Genomic DNA, 20,616 nt, shown 5'->3' with positions numbered 1-20,616 from the left:
CGCGATGGAAGCGGCCTCGCTCACCGACGGCACTGCCGCCGCCGCGCTGCGCGCCTTCGTTGCGCTGCTGGTGGTGGTGGCGTTGATCCTGGCCACGGCCTGGGGCGTGCGTCGCCTGCGTGGCGGTTTCGTGCCCGCAGCCGGCTGGTTCCGGGTGCGGGCCGCGCATGCGCTCGGACCGCGCGATCGCGTCATGCTGGTCGATGCCGCCGGCGCCCACCTGCTGCTGTCGGTGGGGCAGAACGGCGTGCGCGTGCTGCACCGCTACGACGATGCACCGGAATTGCCGGAGGCGCAGGCGGCGATGCCCTTCGCCGAACGGCTGGCGCGCATGCGCCGGGGTGGCGAATGACGCGCGCGCTGTTGCCGCTGCTGGCGTTCGCCGGTCTCCTGCTGGCCGGCCCCGCCGTCGCACAGGAGACGGGACTGCCGGCGCTCACCATGACCACCGGCGAGGACGGCAACCAGACCTGGAGCCTGAGCTTCCAGGTGCTGGTGGCGATGACGCTGGTGACGCTGCTGCCGGCGCTGCTGCTGTCGATGACCGGCTTCGTGCGCATCATCGTGGTGCTCGGTCTGCTGCGTCAGGCGCTGGGCACCGGTCAGACGCCGTCGAATCCGATCCTGCTCGGCCTGGCGCTGCTGCTCACCGCCTTCATCATGCAGCCCACCGCCAGTGCGGTATGGGAACAGGCCGCCGAGCCCTACACCGAGGAGCAGCTCGACTTCGGCGAGGCGCTCACCGCCGCCCAGCAGCCCATCCGCACCTTCATGCTGCAGCAGACGCGACAGGCCGACCTCGCCACCTTCGCCCGCCTGGCCGGGGACGAGCCCTATGACGGTGCCGATGCGGTGCCGTTCACGGTGCTGGCCGCGGCCTTCGTCACCAGCGAGCTGAAGACCGCCTTCCAGATCGGCTTCCTGCTGTTCATCCCCTTCGTGATCATCGATCTGGTGGTGGCCAGCGTGCTGATGTCGCTGGGCATGATGATGCTGTCGCCGATGCTGATCAGCCTTCCGTTCAAGCTCATGCTCTTCGTGCTGGTAGACGGCTGGACGCTGGTCATCGGTGCGCTCGCCGGGAGCTTCGCGTGACGCCCGAGGCGGTCCTGTCCATCGGCCGCGGCGCCCTGGAGGTGGTGGTGCTGCTGGCCGCTCCGATGCTCGGTGTCGCGCTGCTGGTGGGCCTGGTGATCGGCGTCTTCCAGGCCGCCACCCAGATCAACGAGATGACGCTGAGCTTCATCCCCAAGCTGCTCGCGGTGGCGGCCGCGCTGCTGGTGGCGGGGCCGTGGATGCTGGGACTGCTGGTCGACTACACGCAGCGGCTGTTCACCAGCATCCCCGGACTCATCGGCTAGCGATGGAGGGCGTGCTCGCCCTCGACGCGCTGGCGACCGCCTACCACGCGCTGCTCTGGCCGCTCCTGCGCACCAGCAGCTTCGTCGCCATCGCGCCGGTGCTGGGGGCACGCAACGTCACGCCGCGCGCGCGGCTGACGATGGCACTGGCCCTGGCGCTGCTGCTGGCGATGGTGCTGCCCGCGCCACCCGAGATGCCCCTGTTCGGCGCCGACTGGTGGCTGGCCGTGGTCCAGCAGGTGGTGGTCGGCCTCGCCATCGGCTTCATCTTCCTGTTCGCCTTCGAGGCGGTGGCGCTCGGCGCCGAGGCCATATCGGCCGCCGCCGGTCTGTCGTTCGCGCAGCTCACCGATCCGCTGCGCGGCACCAGCTCGGGTGTGCTGGCCGCCTTCATGACGGTGATCGCGATGCTCATCTTCCTCGCCATGGACGGGCATCTCCGGTTGATCGACGCGCTGGTCACCAGCTTCACCCTGTTCCCGGTGGGCGGCGCGCTGCCCGGACCGGAGCAGATCGACGCCTGGCTGCGCTTCTCCGCGATCATCTTCACCGGTGCCGCGCAGGTATCGCTTCCCGTGCTCACCGCGCTGCTGGCGGCCAATCTCGCCCTCGGCCTGGTGTCGCGCGCCGCACCGGCGCTCAACCTCTTCGCCATCGGCTTCCCGGCGACGCTGCTGCTGGTGCTGCTGGCGATGTGGGCGTGGCTCCCGGCCATCACCGCGCCGCTGGGCGAACTGTTCGACGAGACCTTCCTGGTCGCCGCCGGCCGCGCCTCGTAGCGCGACGGGTCACGACCGGCGGCTGTGCGCGCCGCTAGCGCACGACGAAGACCGATACCTCCGCCCGCGTGGCAATCCTGCCGGCGTTGGAGTGCATGATGTGGAGCCGGTCCGCCAGGCCCGGCACATGGGATGCCATGACCACGAGATCGGCGCCGGTTTCCTCGATGGTGTCCAGCAGCCTGTCGTCGAGCTCGACCGCGGCGTCGTGCGCGACGACGGCGACGGAGCGGGTCTTCACCCCGTGGGTTTCGCCCTGCTCGGCGGCGAACGCCTTGAGCTTCTGCTCGAATTCCTCCGCCGAGGCCGCCACCGAAGACGGTCCGTTCGGCGTGACCGCGGCGTAGCAGAGGGTCGCGCCGTACTGCTGGGCGAGATGGACCGCGGTCTGCAGTGACTTGTGGAGCTTGTCGACGTGCGCGAGATCGGTGGGCACGAGGATGGATTGGTACATGGTGCGCTCTCCTCCGGCTTTTCGATGCGGTTGCCCCGAGTCTAGAACAGGGTGGTGGTGGCGCGCGCCGGCCGGACGGTTGCGGTGGCGACCGCACCGATCGGGCTCAGCCGGGATGATGGACCGGGGCGGGAAGGTGCACGGTCCCGCCCCGCATGGGTGCACGGTGGCGGCGCACGCCCGGTTGCGGGGCGGGCTTTCGGTCGTCGATCGGCGCCCCTGCTCTGCCCCGGCGCCGCACGGCCGCCTCGACGCTGCCTGAAAGCCGTTCCCGGTCAGCGGGTTGTCCGCTGCACCCGATGCGGACGGGGGCGTTTCCCGCAGTGCGCACGGCATCTGGCAAGCGCCTTGCATTCCCTGCAGGAAACAAAGTTTCTCTTCAGGAAATCCGTTGCGCCTCCCAGCCGCAATCGACGCTGCGTACCGATTCGCCCCGAGCGAGCGCGCCTGACCGTGTCCTGGACGCTGCTCAAGCAGGGGCTTTCGGGTGGCGAGCATGCGCCGCGCTTCTTCCCGGAAGCCGGACCGCTGGCGCCGCACTACGACGTCGTCGTCATCGGCGGCGGCGGGCACGGGCTGGCCTGTGCCTATTACCTGGCGCGCGAGCACGGCATCCGCAGGGTGGCGGTGCTGGAGCAGGGCTACCTAGGCGGCGGCAACACTGCACGCAACACCACCATCGTGCGGTCGAACTATCTGACTCCGGAAGGGGTGCGCTTCTACGACACCAGCGTGCGCATGTTCCGCACGCTGTCGGAGGAGCTGGACATCAACCTGTTCTATTCCGAGCGCGGTCACTACACGCTGGCGCACTCGGACGAGGCCATGCGCACCATGCGCTGGCGCGCCGAGGTCAATCGGCATCTCGGCGTCGACAGCCGTCTGGCCGATCGCGACGAGATCGCGGAGGCGGTGCCGGGCATCGATCTCGACTGCGGCGGCCGGCATCCCGTGCACGGCGCGCTGTTCCACGGCCCCGGTGCGGTCGCGCGCCACGATGCCGTGGCCTGGGGGTACGCGCGCGCCGCGGCCGCGCACGGCGTCGAGATCCACCAGCAGACGCGCGTCACCGGTCTGCGCACCGCCGGGGGGCGCATCACCGGCGTGGTCACCGACCGCGGCGCGATCGCCTGCGGGGCGGTGGTCTCGGCGGTGGCCGGCTCGACGCCCGCCATCACCGACATGCTGGGCCTGGACACGCCCATCGAGATCTATCCGCTGCAGGCCTGCGTGACCGAGCCGGTCAAGCCCTTCCTCGACACCATCGTGGTGTCGGGCAGCCTGCACGTCTACGTCAGCCAGTCGGCGCGCGGCGAGCTGGTGATGGGGGCCGCGGTTGACCCCGCCGTGCTGCACGCGACGCGCGCCACCTTCGGCTTCGTCGAGGGCCTGGCCGACCGCCTGCTCGACCTCCTGCCGCGGGTCGGCCGGCTGCGCGTGCTGCGCCAGTGGGCCGGCATGGCGGACATGACCCCGGACTTCGCGCCGATCATGGGCACGACGCCGGTCGACGGTTTCCATCTCGATGCCGGCTGGGGCACCTGGGGCTTCAAGGCCACGCCGGTCAGCGGATGGACCATGGCCGCCACCGTGGCGGCGGGCCGCAATCACGAGCTCATCGCGCCCTTCGGGCTGGATCGCTTCGGCGCCTTCGCGCTGGTCGGCGAGAAGGGCGCGGCCTCGGTGGGGCACTGAGCGTGAAGTGGCTCGATCTGCCCGTGATCGGCGCCCGCCCGCTGGACGAGTTCGTCTACGGCGGCGAGCACCGGCCCGTGCCGGCATCCGACGCGGACGCCGCGGCGGTGGCCGCCCACGTCTTCCACCGCAGCGGCGGCGCGCGCCGGCTGCGCGAGTGGTGGTACCACGAGCCCACCGGGCGCTGGTACGTGGTCGACCGCGACACCCATGAGGACCGCGTCGAGCGGGTCGTGCCGCTGGAGGAGGTGGCCGTTGGCCTTCCGGACGCCTGATCCCGGTCCGCTGGAATGGATCGACCGATCGCGCGAGCTGACCTTCCGCTTCGAGGGGCGCACCCGTCGCGCGCATCCCGGCGACTGCATTACCGCGGCCCTGCTCGCGGGCGGCGTCGACCTGCTCGGCCGCAGCTTCAAGTACCACCGCCCGCGCGGCGCCTGGTCGATGGCCGATCACGACGTCAATGCGCTGTTCTGCTCGGCCGACGACACCCACATCCGCGGTGACATCACGCCGGTGACCGAGGGCATGACCCTGCATCCGGTGAATGTGCGCGGCACGCTGGCCAACGATGCCGACGCCTGGCTCGACCGTGCCGGGCGCTTCCTGCCGGTGGGCTTCTACTACAAGGCCTTCCACCGACCGCGCGCATTGTTCCCGTACTGGGAGCGCGTCATCCGGGAGCGCGCCGGCCTCGGTCGCGTGTCGGTGCAATGGATGCCGCAGCGCCGGCCATCGCGGTTCGCGCATCCGGACGTCCTGGTGGTCGGTGCCGGCCCCGCCGGCCTGAGCGCGGCGCTGGTGGCGGCCGAGGCCGGATTCTCGGTGCTGCTCGCCGACGAGAACCCGCACCCGGGCGGCAGCTTCGACTATCAGTGGGTGCACGACGATGCCGCGCGACAGCGGCGCACGCGCCTGCTCGCGGCGGTGCGCGGGCATCGGCGCATCGCGCTGCGCTGCTGCGCCACCGCGCTGGGCACGTACGCCGATCACTTCGTGCCGCTGGCCACGCCCGACGGCATCGTCAAGGTGCGTGCGCGCGGGATCATCGTCGCGACCGGCGTCATCGAGCAGCCGGCGGTGTTCCGCAACAACGACCGGCCCGGCGTCATGCTCGCCTCCGGCGCGCAGCGCCTGCTCCATCGCTACGGCGTCGCTCCGTGCCGGCGCGCCGTCGTGCTCACCGCCAATGCGGAGGGCTACGTTGCGGCCGCCGACATGCGCGCGGCGGGTGTCGCGATCGCGGCGCTGGTCGACATGCACGCCGAGCCTTCCGATCCCGCGATCGCGCAGCGTCTGGCCGGCGAGGGCGTTCCGGTGCTGTGCGGTCACACCGTGCGCGAAGCCCACGGCGCGCGGCGGGTGCGGGCGGTGACGGTGGCGCCGGTGGACGCGACCGGCGAGTGCGTTGATCGCGATGCGCGGCGCATTGCCTGCGACGGCGTGCTGATGAGCGCGGGCTGGGCTCCGGCGGGCGCGCTGCTGGCACAGGCCGGGGCGCGCTTCCGCTACGACGACACGCTGGCCATGCCGGTGCCCGAGCACTGGCCCGACACCGTCGTGCCCGCCGGCCGGGTCAACGGCGCCTTCACCATCGCCCAGCAGTGCGATGACGGCATCGCCGCGGCGCGGCGACTGACCGCGGTGCTGCAGGGGCGGCCCGCGCCGGAGCCGGCGAGCACGCGCGACCAGCGCGCGCACGGCGCGGCGTGGCCGGTGGCGCGGCACGCGCGCGGCCGCAACTTCGTCGACCTCGACGAGGACGTGCAGCTCAAGGATCTCGAGCAGGCCGCGCGCGAGGGTTTCGACAGCATCGAGCTGCTCAAGCGCTTCTCCACCGTCGGCATGGGACCGAGCCAGGGCAAGCATTCCAACCTGGCGGCCATCCGCGTGCTGGCGCGCTGGCGCGGCGAGGACATCGACGCCACCGGCAGTACCACCGCGCGGCCGATGGTGCAGCCGGTACGGCTGGAGGACCTCGCCGGCCGCCTTCTGCGCCCGCAGCGTCTGACGCCGCTGCACGATGCGCACGTCGCGCACGGTGCGCAGTTTCTGGAGGCCGGCGACTGGCTGCGACCGGCGTGGTACGGCGCCGCCGGCGAGCGCGCGGTGGCGATCGCCGGTGAAGTGGCGGCAGTGCGCCGCGATGCCGGTGTCATCGACGTGTCCACGCTCGGCAAGTTCGAGGTGCTGGGCCCCGATGCCGGGCGGCTGCTCGACGCTGCCTACACGCTGCGCATGACGACCCTGCGCGCGGGGCGCTCGCGCTACGCGCTGATGGTCGACACCACCGGGGTGATCGTCGACGACGGCATCGTCGGCCGGCTCGGTGCGCAGCAGTTCTACGTCACCGCCACCAGCGGACACGCGGCGGCGACCTTCCGGACCCTGGCGCGTCTGGCGCAGGAGCACGCGCTCGACGTGCACCTGCTCGACCGCACCGGGCGCATGGGGGCGATCAGTCTCGCCGGCCCGAATGCGCGGCGGCTGCTGGCACCGCTCACCGATCTCGCGCTGGACGAGGACGCCTTCGGCTACCAGGCCATCCGCACCGGCCGCGTGTGCGGGCATCCGGCCCGGCTGGTGCGGGTGGGCTTCGTCGGCGAGCTGGGCTACGAGATCCATCTCGACGCCCGTCACGTCGCGGCCGTGTGGCAGGCGCTGGTCGAGAGTGGCGCGGCGCCCTGCGGCGTGGAGGCACAGCGCGTGCTGCGGCTGGAGAAGGGCCACCTGATCGTCGGGCAGGACACCGACGGGCTGACCCATCCCTACGAGGTCGGCATGGGGCGCGCCGTCCATCTGGACAAGCCGCATTTCCAGGGGCGCCCGGCGCTGACACGGCTCGCGGAGCAGCCGAGGCGACGGCTGGTGGGATTCGCCCTGTTCGCCGACGCACGCACGCCGCTGCCGCAGGAGTGCCATCTGGTGATCCGCGACGGCGCCATCGCGGGGCGCGTGACCAGCATCGCGCGCTCGGCCGTACTGGGCCGTGCCATCGGTCTGGCGATGGTCGACGCCGCACTGGCCGACAGCGACGAGCTGCTGCACATCCGCGTCGACGGGGACGACATGGTGGTGGCCGAGCGCGTGCCGACGCCCTTCTATGATCCCGAGGGGCTGCGCCAGAAGCCGGAAGCGAAGGCGGTGATGTCATGAGCCTGCGCATCGCCATCGTCGACGATCTCCGGCTCGTGCAGCTCGTCGGCCCCGGCGCGGCGGAGGTGCTGCAGCGCGCCGGCCTGCCGTGCCCGGACGCCGAGCAGCAGGCGCTCGCCACGCCGTCCGGCTTCGTGGCGCGTACCGGCCGGGCCGCCTTCCTGCTCGCCGACGACGGCGGCACCGTCCTGCCGGACGACGGTCCGCCCTGGGCCTTCCCGGCCGCCGATCACGTGCTCCGGGTCACCGGTGCCGGCTGGCCGGGCCTGATGGCCGAGCTCTGCGCGCTCGATCCGGCGCTGCTCGCCGAGGGCGGCTGGCTGATGACCCGGTTCGCGCGCATCGCGGTGTGGCTCTTCCGGGCGCCGCCGGCGCCCGGGGCCGCTCCGCCCGATCTGCTCATCGGCTGCGATCCGTCCCATGGACGCTACCTGACCACCACGCTCGAGACGGTCGCCGCCTCGTGCGCCGAATCCCGCGACAACTGACCACAGGAGTTCCGCCATGATGCCCCCTCACATCGAGAGCCTGATCGCCGAGCACGAGATCCGCTTCGTGCTCGCCCAGTTCGTCGACATTCACGGGGTCGCCAAGACCAAGTCCGTGCCCGCCCACTGCCTGATGGACGTGGTGGAGGAGGGCGCCGGCTTCGCCGGCTTCGCGGTCTGGGGGCTGGGCATGGGCCCGCACGGTCCCGACTTCATGGCGCGCGGCGATCTCGACACGCTGACGCCGGTGCCCTGGCAGCCGGGCTACGCGCGCATCGCCTGCACCGGCTACGTCAACGGCGAGCCCTATCCCTACGACTCGCGCTACGTCCTGCAGCGGCAGATCGCGCGGCTGGCCGAGCGCGGCTGGACCTTCCACACCGGGCTGGAGCCGGAGTTCTGCCTGCTCAAGCGCGGCGCCGACGGCGGGCTGGTGCCGGTGGACGAGAGCGACACGCTGGACAAGCCCTGCTACGACTACAAGGGCCTGTCGCGCTCGCGCGAATTCCTCGAGCAGCTGGTCGGCAACCTGCAGCAGATCGGCTACGAGATCTATCAGATCGACCACGAGGACGCCAACGGCCAGTTCGAGGTCAACTACAAGTACACCGATGCCATGACTTCGGCCGACCGCTTCGTGCTGCTGCGCATGGCGGCCGGCGAGATCGCCAACCGGCTGGGCATGATCTGCTCCTTCATGCCCAAGCCGGTGTCGAGCCGGACCGGCAACGGCATGCACTACCACATGTCCATCACCGACGCGGACGGCAACGCGATCTTCCACGACGATGCGGATGCCCAGGGGCTGGGCCTGTCGAAGACCGCCTACCACTTCCTGGGCGGCCTGCTCGCGCACGCGCCGGCGCTGTGCGCCTTTGCCGCGCCCACGGTCAACTCCTACAAGCGGCTGGTCGTGGGCGGCTCGGCCTCGGGCGCGACCTGGGCGCCGGTCTACGTCACCTACGGCGACAACAACCGCTCGGCCATGGTGCGCGTGCCCTACGGCCATCTCGAGTACCGCCTGCCCGATGCCGGCTGCAATCCCTATCTGGTGACCGCGTCGCTGATCGCGGCCGGTCTCGACGGCGTCGAGCGCGAGCTCGATCCCGGTCAGGCGCGCAACATCAATCTCTACGACCTCGGGCCGGCGCAGTGCCGCGAGCAGGGCATCGACATCCTGCCGCAGAACCTCAGCGAGGCGCTGCAGGCGCTGGAGGCCGACCCGCTCTTCGCCGACACGCTCGGCCGCGAGCTGGTCGACGAGTTCATCACGATCAAGCGCGACGAGTGGATCGAGTACAGCCGCCACGTCTCGGACTGGGAGGTGGCGCGCTATGCCGAGTACTTCTGATCGTCCGCAAAGTCACAACCGGAGCGAACCATGTGCGGCATCGTAGGGCTCTATCTCAAGGACGCGGCGCTGGCGCCGCGACTGGGTGCGCTGTTCGCGCCCATGCTGCTGGCCATGGGCGGGCGCGGTCCGGACAGCGCCGGCTTCGCCATCTACGGCGACGAGGTCGGCGAGGGCATGCTCAAGTACACGCTGCAGAACGAGGACGCCGCCACCGACTGGCAGGCGCTGGCGAGCGCCTTCGAGCGCGACCTGGGCACCTCGCTGGACTGGTTCCGCAACGCCGGCGCGGCGGTCTTCAGGACGCCCGCCGACGAGCACGCCGTGCGCCAATGGCTGGTGCACCACGCCCCGGGCACGCAGCTGATGAGCGTCGGCCGCAGCATCGAGATCCTCAAGGGCGTCGGCCACCCGCGCCTGGTCGCCGAGCGCTACGGGCTCACCGGCATGCAGGGCACGCACATTATCGGACACACCCGCATGGCCACCGAGAGCGCGGTGACCATGGCCGGCAGCCATCCCTTCACCACCGGTCACGACCTGTGCCTTGTGCACAACGGTTCGCTGTCCAACCACAACCGGCTGCGCAGCGTCCTGCAGCGCGAGGGACTGCGCTTCGAGACCGAGAACGACTCCGAAGTCGCGGCCGGTTACCTGACCTGGCGGCTGCGCCGCGGCGACAGTCTCACCGCGGCGCTGGAAGGCGCGCTCGACGATCTCGACGGCTTCTTCACCTTCGCCGTGGGCACGCGCGACGGCTTCGCGGTGCTGCGCGATCCCATCGCCTGCAAGCCGGCGGTGCTCGCCGAGACCGCCGAGTACGTGGCGATGGCATCGGAGTACCGTGCGCTCGCGAAGCTGCCCGGCATCGCCGGTGCGCGCGTCTGGGAGCCGGAACCGGCGCGGGTCTACGTCTGGGAGCGCGGCGCCGCCGAAGCCGCTCCGTTCGCGGAGACCGGCTCGTGAAGACCGTCAGCCTCGCCGAGACCCGCGTGCGTCAGCTCAACGCCATGCTCCACGCCCAGGCCCGCGAGCCGACCGGGATGCAGTGGCGCATCACCGATCCGGACGGCCGCCATGCCATCGCCTGCGGTCTGGACGCCGCGCTCGACGTCACCATCGACGGCCACGCCGGCTACTACTGCGCCGGCATGAACCAGAAGGCCAGCGTCACCATCAACGGCATGGTGGGCGTCGGGGTGGCCGAGAACATGATGTCGGGCCGCGTGCACGTGCGCGGCAACGCCTCGCAGTCGGCCGGCGCCACCGCGCACGGCGGGCTGCTGATCATCGACGGCGACGCCTCGGCGCGCTGCGGCATCTCGATGAAGGGCGTCGACATCGTGGTCGGCGGCAGCGTCGGCCACATGAGCGCCTTCATGGGGCAGGCCGGCCGGCTGCTGGTCTGCGGCGATGCCGGCGAGGCGCTGGGCGACTCGCTCTACGAAGCGCGCATCTACGTGCGCGGCAGCGTGGCGTCGCTGGGCGCCGACTGCATCGAGAAGCCGATGCGCGACCAGCACCTGCGCGATGTCGCCGAGCTCATCGCCGCGGCCGGCGTCGACGCGCAGCCGGCCGAATTCCGGCGCTACGGCTCGGCCCGCCGGCTCTATCACGTGGCGGTCGACGACGCCGCCATCGTCACCGGAGACTCCCATGCATGATCCCGCCGACCCGTGGACGCTGCGTGAGTCGCACACCTTCGACCGCCACGCCATCCACGAGATCCAGCGCGCCGCCACCACCGGCGTCTACGACATCCGCGGCTTCGGCGCCAAGCGCCGTCTGCCGCATTTCGACGACCTGCTCTTCCTGGGCGCGAGCATGTCGCGCTACCCGCTGGAGGGTTATCGCGAGAAGTGCGCCACCGACGTCGTGCTGGGCGATCGCTTCGCGAGCCGACCGCTGCATCTGGACATCCCGGTGACCATCGCCGGCATGAGCTTCGGCGCGCTGTCGGCACAGGCCAAGGAGGCGCTGGGCCGCGGCGCCTCGGCCGCCGGCACCTGCACCACCACCGGCGACGGCGGCATGACCGACGAGGAGCGCGGGCACTCCAAGTGGCTGGTCTATCAGTACCTGCCATCGCGCTACGGCATGAACCCGGACCACCTGCGCGCCGCCGACGCCATCGAGGTCGTGCTGGGGCAGGGGGCGAAGCCGGGCGGCGGCGGCATCCTCATGGGCCAGAAGATCAGCGACCGCATCGCGGCGATGCGCACCCTGCCCGCGGGCATCGATCAGCGCAGTGCCTGCCGGCACCCGGACTGGACCGGGCCCGACGATCTCGCCATCAAGATCGAGGAACTGCGCGAGATCACCGGCTGGGAGAAGCCGATCCACATCAAGATCGGCGCCAGCCGCACCTACTACGACGTGAAGCTGGCGGTGAAGGCTGGCGCCGACGTGGTGGTGCTCGACGGCATGCAGGGCGGCACCGCTGCCACCCAGGAAGTCTTCATCGAGCACGTCGGCATCCCGATCCTGGCGGCCATCCCGCAGGCCGTGCAGGCGCTGCAGGAGATGGACATGCACCGCACGGTCCAGCTCGTGGTATCGGGCGGAATCCGCACCGGGGCCGACGTCGCCAAGGCCATGGCGCTGGGCGCCGACGCGGTGTCCATCGGCACCGCCGCGCTGATCGCGCTGGGCTGCAACGATCCGCAGCGCGACGCCGACTATCACCGCATCGGCTCGGCCGCCGGCTTCTACGACGACTATCACGCCGGGCAGGATCCGGCGGGCATCTCGACGCAGGACCCTGCGCTGGCGGCGCGGCTCGATCCCGAGCTCGGTGGGCGGCGGCTGGCGAACTATCTGCGCGTGCTCACCGCCGAGGCGCAGACGATCGCCCGCGCCTGCGGCAAGTCCCACATCCGCAACCTCGAGCCGGAGGACCTGGTGGCGCTGACCATCGAGGCAGCCGCCATGGCGCGCGTACCGCTGGCCGGGACCGAATGGATCCCCGGCGTGCAGTCCTTCTGAGCCCCGCATGCAGCGCGATCCCGCCGACGACTTCCTGCCCAAGACCCTGGCCACCCGCCAGACGGACAGCGACCGCGATCATGCCCTCGAGCGCTACATCGGCACGGTGCTGCGGCAGTCGCGCAACCGTCAGGGGCTGACCATCGCCGAGATCGCCGGGCTCGCCGGTCTGAGCCCCGGCATGGTCAGCAAGATCGAGAACGGCCAGGTGGCCACCAGCCTCGATGCGCTGGCGCGATTGACCGGCGCGCTGGGCCTGACGCTGTCGCAGCTGTTCCGCGACTACGACGCGCCGGAGGGCGGCGCCCAGCTGGTGCGCGCCGGCGAGGGGCTGGAGGTCGTGCGCCGCGGCACGCGCCGCGGCCATACCTATCATCTGCTTACCGATCCCAGCCGCCATCATCGCGCCTTCGAGCCCTTCCTCATCACCATGGATGACGCCGCCGAGGCCTTCCCGACCTTCCAGCACGAGGGCACGCAGTTCATCTATCTGCTGGAAGGCCGCATCGACTACCGCCACGGCAAGCACGTCTACGAGCTCGCCGCCGGCGATGCCTTCACCTTCGATGCGCGCGTGCCGCACGGCCCAGAGCGCCTGCGCGAGCTGCCCATCCGCTTTCTCGCGGTAACGGTGTTCGACGAGGACTGAGCGGTGTACCGCATTCAGGGGGAGGCGCACGGCGCGCGGCGGCGCTAGGCTTTCGATCGGGCGCATGGCGGCGCGGTGCCGCCATCGGGGATCAGCGGGGAGGTGGGATCGTGACGGAACGCAAGTGGTGGGGTGTGGTGTCGTGCGCAGCGCTGATGGCTGCGGGATGCGGCGGTGGCGGCGGCGGGGACGACAATCTGCTCAACAAGCTCGGGCGCGACAGCGTCCAGGGCAACATCATCAATGTCGATGTCGGCAGCGGGGCATCCGGCGGTGATGTCACCGAGGAAGTGCTGCTCGAACAGGACGGTCTCTCGGGAGACGAGGAAAGCTCGCGGACGCTGACCTTCACGGTGCCCGGCGACGTGGACACGCTGGTGGTCACGCTGGCCGGTGGCAGCGGTGATGCCGACCTCTTCGTGACGGGGCCGGCGGGGAGCTTCTGCTCGTCGCTGAGCTTCACGAGCGACGAATCCTGCGTGCTGCGCAGTCCGGAGTCCGGGCAGTGGACGCTGGAGATCCAGGGATTCTCCGCGTACAGCGGCGTATCGGCCGAAGTGGTGGCCAGCCGCGGCGCGCTCGATCAGCTGGCGCTGCAGGAGCGCACCGGTCTCTCCGGCACGGAGGGTGATGCCGCCTTCTACGACTTCGACGCGCCGGACGGGCTCACCAGCCTGCTGATCACGCTGTCGGGCGGCGAGGGCGATGCCGACCTCTTCGTCGAGGCACCGGACGGGCGCACCTGTGCGTCGCAGTCGGATACCAGCGACGAGCAGTGCGGTTTCGACGGTCCCGCGGCCGGCACCTACCTGGTGGACGTGACCGCCTTCACCGACTACAGCGGCGTCAGTCTCTCGGCGGTGGGGTTCCTGGGTGACTCCCGGGTCGAGGTCGTGCGCTCGGTGCCGGATCTTGCCGGGGCCGAGTCATCCGAGCGGGTGATCCCCTTCGTGGTGCCCGATGGCGCGGATGTGCTGACGGTGACCCTGACCGGGGGAACGACCGGCAGCGGCGATGCCGATCTGGGCATCGTCTTCGATACCGCATCGCCGAACCGCGAGACGCAGTTCGACTGCGTGTCCACCAATGTCGGCAACGAGGAGGTCTGCTTCCTCGAATCACCCGCTGCCGGTCAGTGGCAGGCACTGGTGTTCGGCTTCTCGGCCTTCGATGGGGTGCGCTTCGACGCCAGCGTGCGGCGGTAGTCCCGGTGCGCGCTGCCGGCGGCCCGGTCGCCGGCAGCGCCCGCCCGGTACGGGTCTTGCTTCGTTACGCGATGGAAGCATTAAGCTGCCACCATACGGCGGTGCCCTAGGAGACCATCGATGAAGCCGCTTTCCCCGGTCGACAACGCCTTCCTGCTGCTGGAGCAGCGGCAGCAACCGCTGCACGTGGGCGCGCTCTGCCTGTTCCAGCCGCCACCGGATGCGCCCCCCGATTTCGCCTACCGCATCGCCGAGCGCATGCGCCAGTCGCAGCAGGCCATGCCGCCGTTCAACCGGCGACTGATCCGCCGCGCCGGCATCCGCTTCTGGGAGGATGCCGAGGACTTCGACATCGCGCAGCATTTCGTGCACCTTGCGCTGCCGAAGCCGGGGCGCATGCGCGAGCTGCTGGCGATGATCTCGCGCGTGCACGCCGCGCATCTCGACCGTGCCTATCCGCTGTGGCGCATCTATCTGATCGAGGGGCTCGAGGACGGGCGCATCGCGCTGTACTCGAAGATCCATCACGCGCTGGTCGACGGCGTTGCCGGCATCCGGCTGCTGATGAAGACCATGTCGCCGGATCGTGAGGGCTCGCTGGAGCTCGCGCCGCCCTGGGAAGTGCGTACTCGGCGCAGCCGCACGCGCACGCTGCCGGTGCCCGATCCCACCTCGCGCAGCGTCACCGCCTTCCGTGCCCTGGCGCGCGAGGGCGCCGCCGGGGTCTGGCCCATCCTCGACCGGCTACGCGAGACGCGCCGCGATCAGCGCCAGGGACATCCCGACTGCGTGACCGGTCTGCAGGCGCCGCAGACGCTGCTCAACGGCCGCATCACCGCTTCGCGCCGCTTCGCCGCACAGTCCTATTCCACCGCGCGGGTCAAGGCCATCGCGCGCAACCACGGCGCGACCTCCAACGACGTCATCCTGGCGATGTGCGGCTCGGCGCTGCGCAAGTACCTGCAGGACAACAACGCCCTGCCGGCCACGCCGCTGATCGCCGCGGTGCCGGTATCCACCCGGCGCGACGACGGCACCAGCGGCAACGAGGTCGCCTTTGCGCTCAGCCACCTCGGCACGCATATCGCCGATCCGGTCGAACGGCTGCGCTCGATCAAGTCCTGCATGGACTACAACAAGCGCGCTCTCAAGTCGCTCAACGGCAGCCAGCTGCTGGCCTACGAGGGCATGCTGTTCGCACCCGGCGTGGTCAGCCTGCTCACCGGCCTGGGGCGCGAGCGCACCATCGTCAACGTGGTGATCTCGCACGTGCCCGGCCCGCGCACCGACCTCTACTGGCAGGGCTGCCGGCTCGAGGGCCTGTATCCGGTATCGCTGATCATCAACCGCATCGCGCTCAACATCACGCTGGTCAGCCGGCACGACACCATCGACTTCGGCCTCATCGGCTGCCGCAAGACCGTGCCGCATCTGCAGTACCTGCTCACCTATCTCGAGGAAGCGCTGGACGAGCTCGATCCGCAGTAGCACGCGGGCGCTTGCTCCGCCCGCGCCGACGCGAAGCCGCCCCGAAGCACACCGGCTTCGGAGCGGCTGCGCACAACCGCCGCGTTACTGCAGGCGCGTCCTGATCTCCTCGGAGGCCTGATGCAGCGCTGCCCGCGTGCCGGGCAGCGTCGACAGTGCATTGAGCAGGCCGAAATCGTGGATCATGCCGTTGTAGCGCGTCACCACGGTGGGCACTCCGGCCTCGTCCAGCTTTCGCCCGTAGGCCTCGCCTTCGTCGCGGAGAACGTCGTGCTCCGCGGTGATGATGAGCGCGGGCGGCAGGCCGGCGAGCTGCTCCGGCGTCGCCAGCAGCGGCGACGCGAGGATCTCCCGACGCTCGGCCGGATCGGTGGTGTAGGCGTCCCAGAACCACCGCATCAACGGGCGCGTCAGGAAGTGGCCTTCGGCAAAGCGGTCGTAGGAGGCGTTCTCGAAGCTGGCATTGGTGACCGGCCAGAACAGCACCTGACCGCGCAGCGCGGGGCCGCCGTTCTGCCTGGCCATCAGCGCCACCACCGTCGCCATGTTGCCGCCGACGCTGTTGCCGACCACCGCGAGGCGGCTGCCGTCGACGCGAATCTGTGCGCCATTCTCCGCCACCCATCTGGTCGCCGCGTAGGCCTCGTTGATGGCCACCGGGTAGCGTGCCTCCGGCGACGGCGTGTAGTTGACGAAGACCGCTGCAGCCCCCGAGTCGACCACCAGATCCCGCACGAAGCGCTCGTGGGTCGGGTAGTCGCCCAGGATCCAGCCGCCGCCGTGGAAGAACATGAAGGCGGGCAGCACACCCCTGGCATCTTCCGGCCTGACGATCGTGAGGGTCAGCGCCTTGCCGTCCACGCGGATGGTCTTCTCCTCGACCTTCGCGGGTGGCAGCGTCGCGCCCTTCTGCGCCTCGACGAGAACCGAGCGGGCCTCCTCGGGCGACAGGCTTTCGAGTGGTGGCCCGCCCGCGGCGGCCAGCGTGTCGAGAAAGGCCTGCGTGCCGCGCTCGACGCCTGGGCTGCCGGCTGCCAGTGCCGAGCCGGCGACGAGGGCGGTGCCGGCGGCGGTGATCAGTGTGGACTTGAGATTCATGGTATTTCTCCTGGTGGCGTGTGCTGTAGGTGCCGCGTCAGACGAGCGTGAGCCGCACGTCGATGTTGTTGCGCGTGGCGTTGGAGTACGGGCAGACGACATGCGCCTTGTGGACGAGGGCCTGCGCCTGCTCGCGATCCAGGCCGGGCAGGGAGATCTCGAGATCGACCTCGATGCCGAAGCCGGTCGGAAGGGCGCCGATGCCCACCGCGCCGGAAACCCGCGCGTCCGCCGGCAGCGCGACCTTCTCCTTGCCGGCGACGAACTTGAGGGCACTGAGGAAGCAGGCCGAGTAGCCCGCGGCGAAGAGTTGCTCGGGATTGGTGCCCGGCCCGCCCGGTCCGCCCAGCTCGCGCGGCGTGGACAGCCCGACCTGCAAGGCTCCGTCCGATGATTCGGCCCGGCCGTCACGGCCGCCGCTGGCGGTCGCATGGGCCCGGTACAAGATCTTTTCGATCGACATGGGATTCTCCTGTGGGAGTGGATGTGTGCCGGTTGGCAGGACCCACTCTATCGACAGGAGCTGCACGTAAAGATACATTGCGTACTCAATACTTGATCCAAAGTACGGAAATGACCGAAGCCTGCACCGATCGTCTCGATGCCCTGCTGATGCATTTCCCGGTGCGGGCGCGCATGTTCCACGCCGGCCCGATCTGCGGCGTTGCCAGCTTCGAGGCCGGCGGCGAGGGCGGGCAGTTGCACCTGGTGCGCGCGGGACTGCTGGAGGTCGTGCATGCCGCGGGCCGGCCGCTGAGGATCAACGAGCCCACTTTGCTGCTCTATCCGCGGCCGGTGGCCCGTCGCTTCGTCTCGGATCGCGACGACCCCGCGACCACCACCTGCGCGAACCTGCACTTCGAGGGTGGCGCGGCGAATCCGATTGCCAGTGCGCTGCCCGATGTCGTGGTGCTGCCGCTGGCCGGTATCGACGGCGTCGACCATTCGCTGTCACTGCTTCTCGACGAGGCCGCCAGCGACAACTGCGGTCGCCGCGAGATGATCGACCGCTTGTTCGAGGTGGTGCTGATTCAGGTGCTGCGTCACCTCATGGAAACCGGGCAGCTGGAGAGCGGCATGCTGGCCGGCCTGTCGCATCCCAGGCTGCGCAAGGCCATGGTCGCCATGCACGAGCAGCCGGCCGAACGGTGGTCGCTGGAGGACCTGGCCGGTGTCGCGGGCATGTCGCGGAGCGTGTTCGCCAGCACCTTCCACGGCATCGTGGGCATCACGCCCGCGGCCTACCTGCAGGCCTGGCGTATCCGTCTGGCGCAGGCGGCCCTGCAGCAGGGGCGACCCCTGAAGGTCATCGCGACCGAAGTGGGCTATGGCAGCGAAGCAGCGCTGTCGCGCGCCTTCAAGGCGCAGTGCCAGGTGTCACCGCGCGAATGGCAGAAGCGCGGCGCTCGTGCCGCCTGAGCGCCGGATCGGCCGGCAGGCTCGATCAGGAGGCGCGCGCCGGCTGGCGCTTGTCCCGAACGGCCCGATACAGCGGCACCCCGATCTGAGAGAACAGCGCCACGCCCCACAACAGATTGCCGATGATGGCCGGCACGGCGGGGTGGATGACGAGCACGATCAGCGCCACCGCGATGCCGAACAGGCGCACGCCGCCGCTGTGATAGCGGCAGGTGATGTCGCGCCCCGCGACCAGTCGCTGCAGCACCCATAGCGCGGTCAGGAAGGTGGCGAGACCGACCGTGCCGATGGCGCCGTAGCCGCTCGGGTAGGGTTCCATGAAGCCCACATAGACCTCGCCGGCCAGTGCCACGCCCACCATCACGGCGCTCCACAGGATGATGATGTGGGCAAACCAGTAGGCCAGCAGGGTCGGATTGGTCCGGCGCTTCGGCTGCGCATTGCCGGCGCTGTCAAAGTAGATCCAGGCCAGCGCGAACAGCGACAGTCCGCCCATCGCCAGGTTGAACAGCGTGCCGGGCGCGACCTTGTCGATGCCCTTGTCGGTCAGGGTCAGCACCAGCTTGAAGAAGCCCTCGCCCAGCAGGATGAGCATGAGCAGGCCGAAGCGCTCCGAGATGTGGCCCAGTCGCGGCACGAAGCGCTCGTGGCGCAGCGTCCCCACGCCGGGCAGCATGTACTGCAGCTGGATCAGCACGACGCCGGCGCCGAACACCCAGTAGGCCAGCGGCCGCGGCAGGAAGGCTGAAACAGCGAACAGAGCCGCCAGCACGAAGAAGTTGCGGCCCTGCTCGCGTGCCAGCGCGCCCGACTCGGCGCCGACGCAGCGCGCCCGCCAGTAGAGGTGGGAGGTCAGCGCGCGGTTGAGCGCATAGCCCAGCGCGAAGTACGGCCACGCCGCACCGGTGACGTCCGGGATCGATGCCGCGATCACCATCATCGTCACGATCTGCACCGCCATGACCGCGCGATGCGGCATATCGGTGGAGATGTACAGCGAGTTGTAGACCGAGCTGTCCGCCCAGGCGTAGAAGATGGCCAGAAACAGGCCGGTGAACACCCAGAAGCCCTGCCAGTCGAGGTGGTGGGACAGGTAGTTGCCCAGTATGAAGATGGTCACCACATGGATCAGGTCGAAGAACAGCTCGACCCAGTGCACGTGGTCGTTGGCGTCGCCCGCATCCATGTAGTGGCGCGGCCGCCGCCAGATCGGAAAGTCATCCATTGCCATGTGATCTCCCTCGACTGCTCTTTGTGCCCGCTCCCCTCGGGCCGCTCACGCCGGCACGCGTTCGGCTGCCCTTCTATTGGCGGTCGCGAGGCAGGCGAGTGTCAGTGCGGTTCCCGGCAGCGCCATCGCTGGGTCGCCGATCGCGATGATCGCCAGCATCGCCACGGCAAGCCCATGCCATCTGCCGGTACCCGTCCGAGCATAGCGGTCCCGGATGAGCCAGAGCGCGGCGACGTACACCGCCACGGATGCCACCATCACGAGCGTACCGGCCCGGCCGGCACCACTGCCGGGCAGGAGGATCGCCTGCATGCCCGCGCCGGCGGCAGCGGCGGCGCCGAATACCGCGAAATGCCCGTAGCCCCAGAGCAGTGCCCGCCCGAGGCGGTCGCCGGGCGGTCGCGCATCGCCCGGAAAGTAGAGGCTCCACATCGCGAACGCGACGATGGCGAAGGATGCGGCCTGTGCCAGTCGCCCGGCATGCGGGAATGCGGCGCCTGGTGCCAGCTCGATGGCCGTCACCACCGCGAGGAAGGCCTGCCCGAGAACGATCAGGTTCAGGCGCCCGTAGCGTGCGGCGATATGGTGCCGGTGCCACGGTGTCGGACCCCGGCGCTCCGCGACCGCGGGCACCGCCAGTTCGCCCGCGACCCCGAGCGCGAAGAGCGGCGTGTACCAGAACGATCCGGGTGCGGCAATCGCCACCAGCGCGATCCAGTACCCCTGCATCCCGATGATGCCGCAGGCGTAGCACAGTGCGGTCGTGCGGCGATCCGGGTCGCCGCGCGCCACGGCGCACCACATCAGCGTCAGGGCGAGACGCATGACGATGAATCCGGACAAGGCCAACCAGATGGGTTCGCGTGCAAAGACCGCTTCGACACCCGCGGCCAGCATCAGCGCGCCGAACATCATCGCCATGCTCAGGATGCGGAACGTCGTCGAATCGTCGTCGTAGGCCGAGGCGAACCAGGTGAAGTTCATCCAGGCCCACCACACCATGAAGAAGCTGCACAGGAACGCGACCGTCGCGGCGCCGCCGTTTCCATCCGCGATGCCGAGCGCCAGGCCGCGTGCGGCCGCCCCGATCGCGACCACCGCGGCCAGATCGAACAGCAGCTCGAGCGGGGTCGTGCCGCGATGCGATGCCTGCGCGGGCTGAGGTGCGAAACGCAATAGGCCCATGCGCCGATGATAGACAACGGGGCACCGCGACGTGCCGCTGCGGGGCATGGTGGCGGGCCTTCAGTCGGTGCC

The 20,616-nt window shown here is 70.2% G+C and carries 21 protein-coding genes; 16 read left to right on the top strand and 5 right to left on the bottom strand.

Features of this window, described 5'->3' with window-relative positions; translation table 11 throughout:
• The first annotated feature begins 4 nt into the window (after window positions 1-4).
• From KAH28_RS13315 to fliR, 4 genes are read left to right on the top strand one after another with little or no spacing between them, the layout of a single operon-like run.
• Window positions 5-352, top strand: coding sequence for a flagellar biosynthetic protein FliO (locus KAH28_RS13315; protein WP_290577409.1), 348 nt, complete (start codon window positions 5-7; stop codon window positions 350-352).
• Entirely contained in the window at window positions 349-1,095 is a 747-nt protein-coding gene (fliP, locus tag KAH28_RS13310; protein ID WP_290577407.1) for a flagellar type III secretion system pore protein FliP, read from the top strand. Before KAH28_RS13315 ends, fliP begins: the two co-directional genes overlap by 4 nt.
• Complete coding sequence (gene fliQ / locus KAH28_RS13305) at window positions 1,092-1,361, top strand: flagellar biosynthesis protein FliQ (RefSeq protein ID WP_290577405.1); 270 nt, start codon at window positions 1,092-1,094, stop codon at window positions 1,359-1,361. The genes fliP and fliQ overlap by 4 nt, the downstream gene beginning before the upstream one ends.
• 11 nt (window positions 1,362-1,372) lie before the next feature.
• The gene (gene fliR / locus KAH28_RS13300; RefSeq protein WP_290577402.1) at window positions 1,373-2,140 is read left to right on the top strand and encodes a flagellar biosynthetic protein FliR; all 768 of its coding nucleotides are present in this window, start codon (window positions 1,373-1,375) and stop codon (window positions 2,138-2,140) included.
• A 34-nt stretch (window positions 2,141-2,174) separates the two neighbouring features.
• Here the strand turns inward: fliR and KAH28_RS13295 are convergent, their stop codons facing one another.
• Window positions 2,175-2,594, bottom strand: a complete 420-nt coding sequence (locus KAH28_RS13295) for a universal stress protein (protein ID WP_290577400.1) — start codon at window positions 2,592-2,594, stop codon at window positions 2,175-2,177.
• Window positions 2,595-3,122: 528 nt separating this feature from the next.
• Here KAH28_RS13295 and KAH28_RS13290 point away from each other — a divergent pair.
• From KAH28_RS13290 to KAH28_RS13240, 11 genes are all read left to right on the top strand, one after another.
• On the top strand, window positions 3,123-4,289 hold the full coding sequence (locus KAH28_RS13290; protein ID WP_366918198.1) for an FAD-dependent oxidoreductase: 1,167 nt from the start codon (window positions 3,123-3,125) through the stop codon (window positions 4,287-4,289).
• Between the two features lie 2 nt (window positions 4,290-4,291).
• Window positions 4,292-4,564 carry a sarcosine oxidase subunit delta gene (locus KAH28_RS13285; RefSeq protein WP_290577396.1) on the top strand — a complete coding sequence of 91 codons (273 nt, stop codon included), beginning with the start codon at window positions 4,292-4,294 and terminating at the stop codon, window positions 4,562-4,564.
• A complete protein-coding gene (locus KAH28_RS13280) occupies window positions 4,545-7,445 on the top strand; it encodes a glycine cleavage T C-terminal barrel domain-containing protein (protein WP_290577394.1) in 2,901 nt (966 codons plus the stop codon). Before KAH28_RS13285 ends, KAH28_RS13280 begins: the two co-directional genes overlap by 20 nt.
• Window positions 7,442-7,933: a hypothetical protein gene (locus KAH28_RS13275; RefSeq protein ID WP_290577391.1), complete on the top strand. Its 492-nt coding sequence runs from the start codon at window positions 7,442-7,444 to the stop codon at window positions 7,931-7,933. The genes KAH28_RS13280 and KAH28_RS13275 overlap by 4 nt, the downstream gene beginning before the upstream one ends.
• A 16-nt stretch (window positions 7,934-7,949) precedes the next feature.
• Complete coding sequence (gene glnT / locus KAH28_RS13270; RefSeq protein WP_290577389.1) at window positions 7,950-9,284, top strand: type III glutamate--ammonia ligase; 1,335 nt, start codon at window positions 7,950-7,952, stop codon at window positions 9,282-9,284.
• A gap of 30 nt (window positions 9,285-9,314) precedes the next feature.
• Window positions 9,315-10,250 carry a glutamine amidotransferase family protein gene (locus tag KAH28_RS13265; protein WP_290577387.1) on the top strand — a complete coding sequence of 312 codons (936 nt, stop codon included), beginning with the start codon at window positions 9,315-9,317 and terminating at the stop codon, window positions 10,248-10,250.
• 44 nt (window positions 10,251-10,294) lie between these two features.
• Window positions 10,295-10,948 carry a hypothetical protein gene (locus KAH28_RS13260; RefSeq protein WP_366918197.1) on the top strand — a complete coding sequence of 218 codons (654 nt, stop codon included), beginning with the start codon at window positions 10,295-10,297 and terminating at the stop codon, window positions 10,946-10,948.
• A complete protein-coding gene (locus tag KAH28_RS13255) occupies window positions 10,941-12,269 on the top strand; it encodes an FMN-binding glutamate synthase family protein (RefSeq protein ID WP_290577383.1) in 1,329 nt (442 codons plus the stop codon). The genes KAH28_RS13260 and KAH28_RS13255 overlap by 8 nt, the downstream gene beginning before the upstream one ends.
• Window positions 12,270-12,276: 7 nt before the next feature.
• Window positions 12,277-12,918 carry a cupin domain-containing protein gene (locus tag KAH28_RS13250; RefSeq protein ID WP_290577381.1) on the top strand — a complete coding sequence of 214 codons (642 nt, stop codon included), beginning with the start codon at window positions 12,277-12,279 and terminating at the stop codon, window positions 12,916-12,918.
• Window positions 12,919-13,028: 110 nt separating this feature from the next.
• Window positions 13,029-14,123: a PPC domain-containing protein gene (locus KAH28_RS13245; RefSeq protein WP_290577379.1), complete on the top strand. Its 1,095-nt coding sequence runs from the start codon at window positions 13,029-13,031 to the stop codon at window positions 14,121-14,123.
• Window positions 14,124-14,243: 120 nt separating this feature from the next.
• Window positions 14,244-15,611, top strand: a complete 1,368-nt coding sequence (locus KAH28_RS13240; protein WP_290577377.1) for a wax ester/triacylglycerol synthase family O-acyltransferase — start codon at window positions 14,244-14,246, stop codon at window positions 15,609-15,611.
• A gap of 84 nt (window positions 15,612-15,695) precedes the next feature.
• On the opposite strand, the gene KAH28_RS13235 is transcribed toward KAH28_RS13240, so the two are convergent.
• Both KAH28_RS13235 and KAH28_RS13230 read right to left on the bottom strand, forming a co-directional pair.
• A complete protein-coding gene (locus KAH28_RS13235) occupies window positions 15,696-16,709 on the bottom strand; it encodes an alpha/beta hydrolase (RefSeq protein WP_290577375.1) in 1,014 nt (337 codons plus the stop codon).
• 37 nt (window positions 16,710-16,746) lie between these two features.
• Entirely contained in the window at window positions 16,747-17,172 is a 426-nt protein-coding gene (locus KAH28_RS13230) for an organic hydroperoxide resistance protein (protein WP_290577373.1), read from the bottom strand.
• 110 nt (window positions 17,173-17,282) lie between these two features.
• Here KAH28_RS13230 and KAH28_RS13225 point away from each other — a divergent pair, with 110 nt between their 5' ends.
• The gene (locus KAH28_RS13225) at window positions 17,283-18,128 is read left to right on the top strand and encodes an AraC family transcriptional regulator (RefSeq protein ID WP_290577371.1); all 846 of its coding nucleotides are present in this window, start codon (window positions 17,283-17,285) and stop codon (window positions 18,126-18,128) included.
• Between the two features lie 25 nt (window positions 18,129-18,153).
• Here the strand turns inward: KAH28_RS13225 and KAH28_RS13220 are convergent, their stop codons facing one another.
• Window positions 18,154-19,359 carry a low temperature requirement protein A gene (locus KAH28_RS13220; RefSeq protein WP_290577369.1) on the bottom strand — a complete coding sequence of 402 codons (1,206 nt, stop codon included), beginning with the start codon at window positions 19,357-19,359 and terminating at the stop codon, window positions 18,154-18,156.
• Between the two features lie 45 nt (window positions 19,360-19,404).
• Window positions 19,405-20,544 carry a low temperature requirement protein A gene (locus tag KAH28_RS13215; RefSeq protein WP_290577366.1) on the bottom strand — a complete coding sequence of 380 codons (1,140 nt, stop codon included), beginning with the start codon at window positions 20,542-20,544 and terminating at the stop codon, window positions 19,405-19,407.
• Between the last annotated feature and the right edge of the window lie 72 nt (window positions 20,545-20,616).

Source organism: Algiphilus sp., from assembly GCF_023145115.1.
Classification (GTDB): Bacteria; Pseudomonadota; Gammaproteobacteria; order Nevskiales; family Nevskiaceae; genus Algiphilus.
The sequence above is the reverse complement of the archived record's forward strand: the minus strand, read 5'-3'. Positions and strand labels throughout refer to the sequence as shown.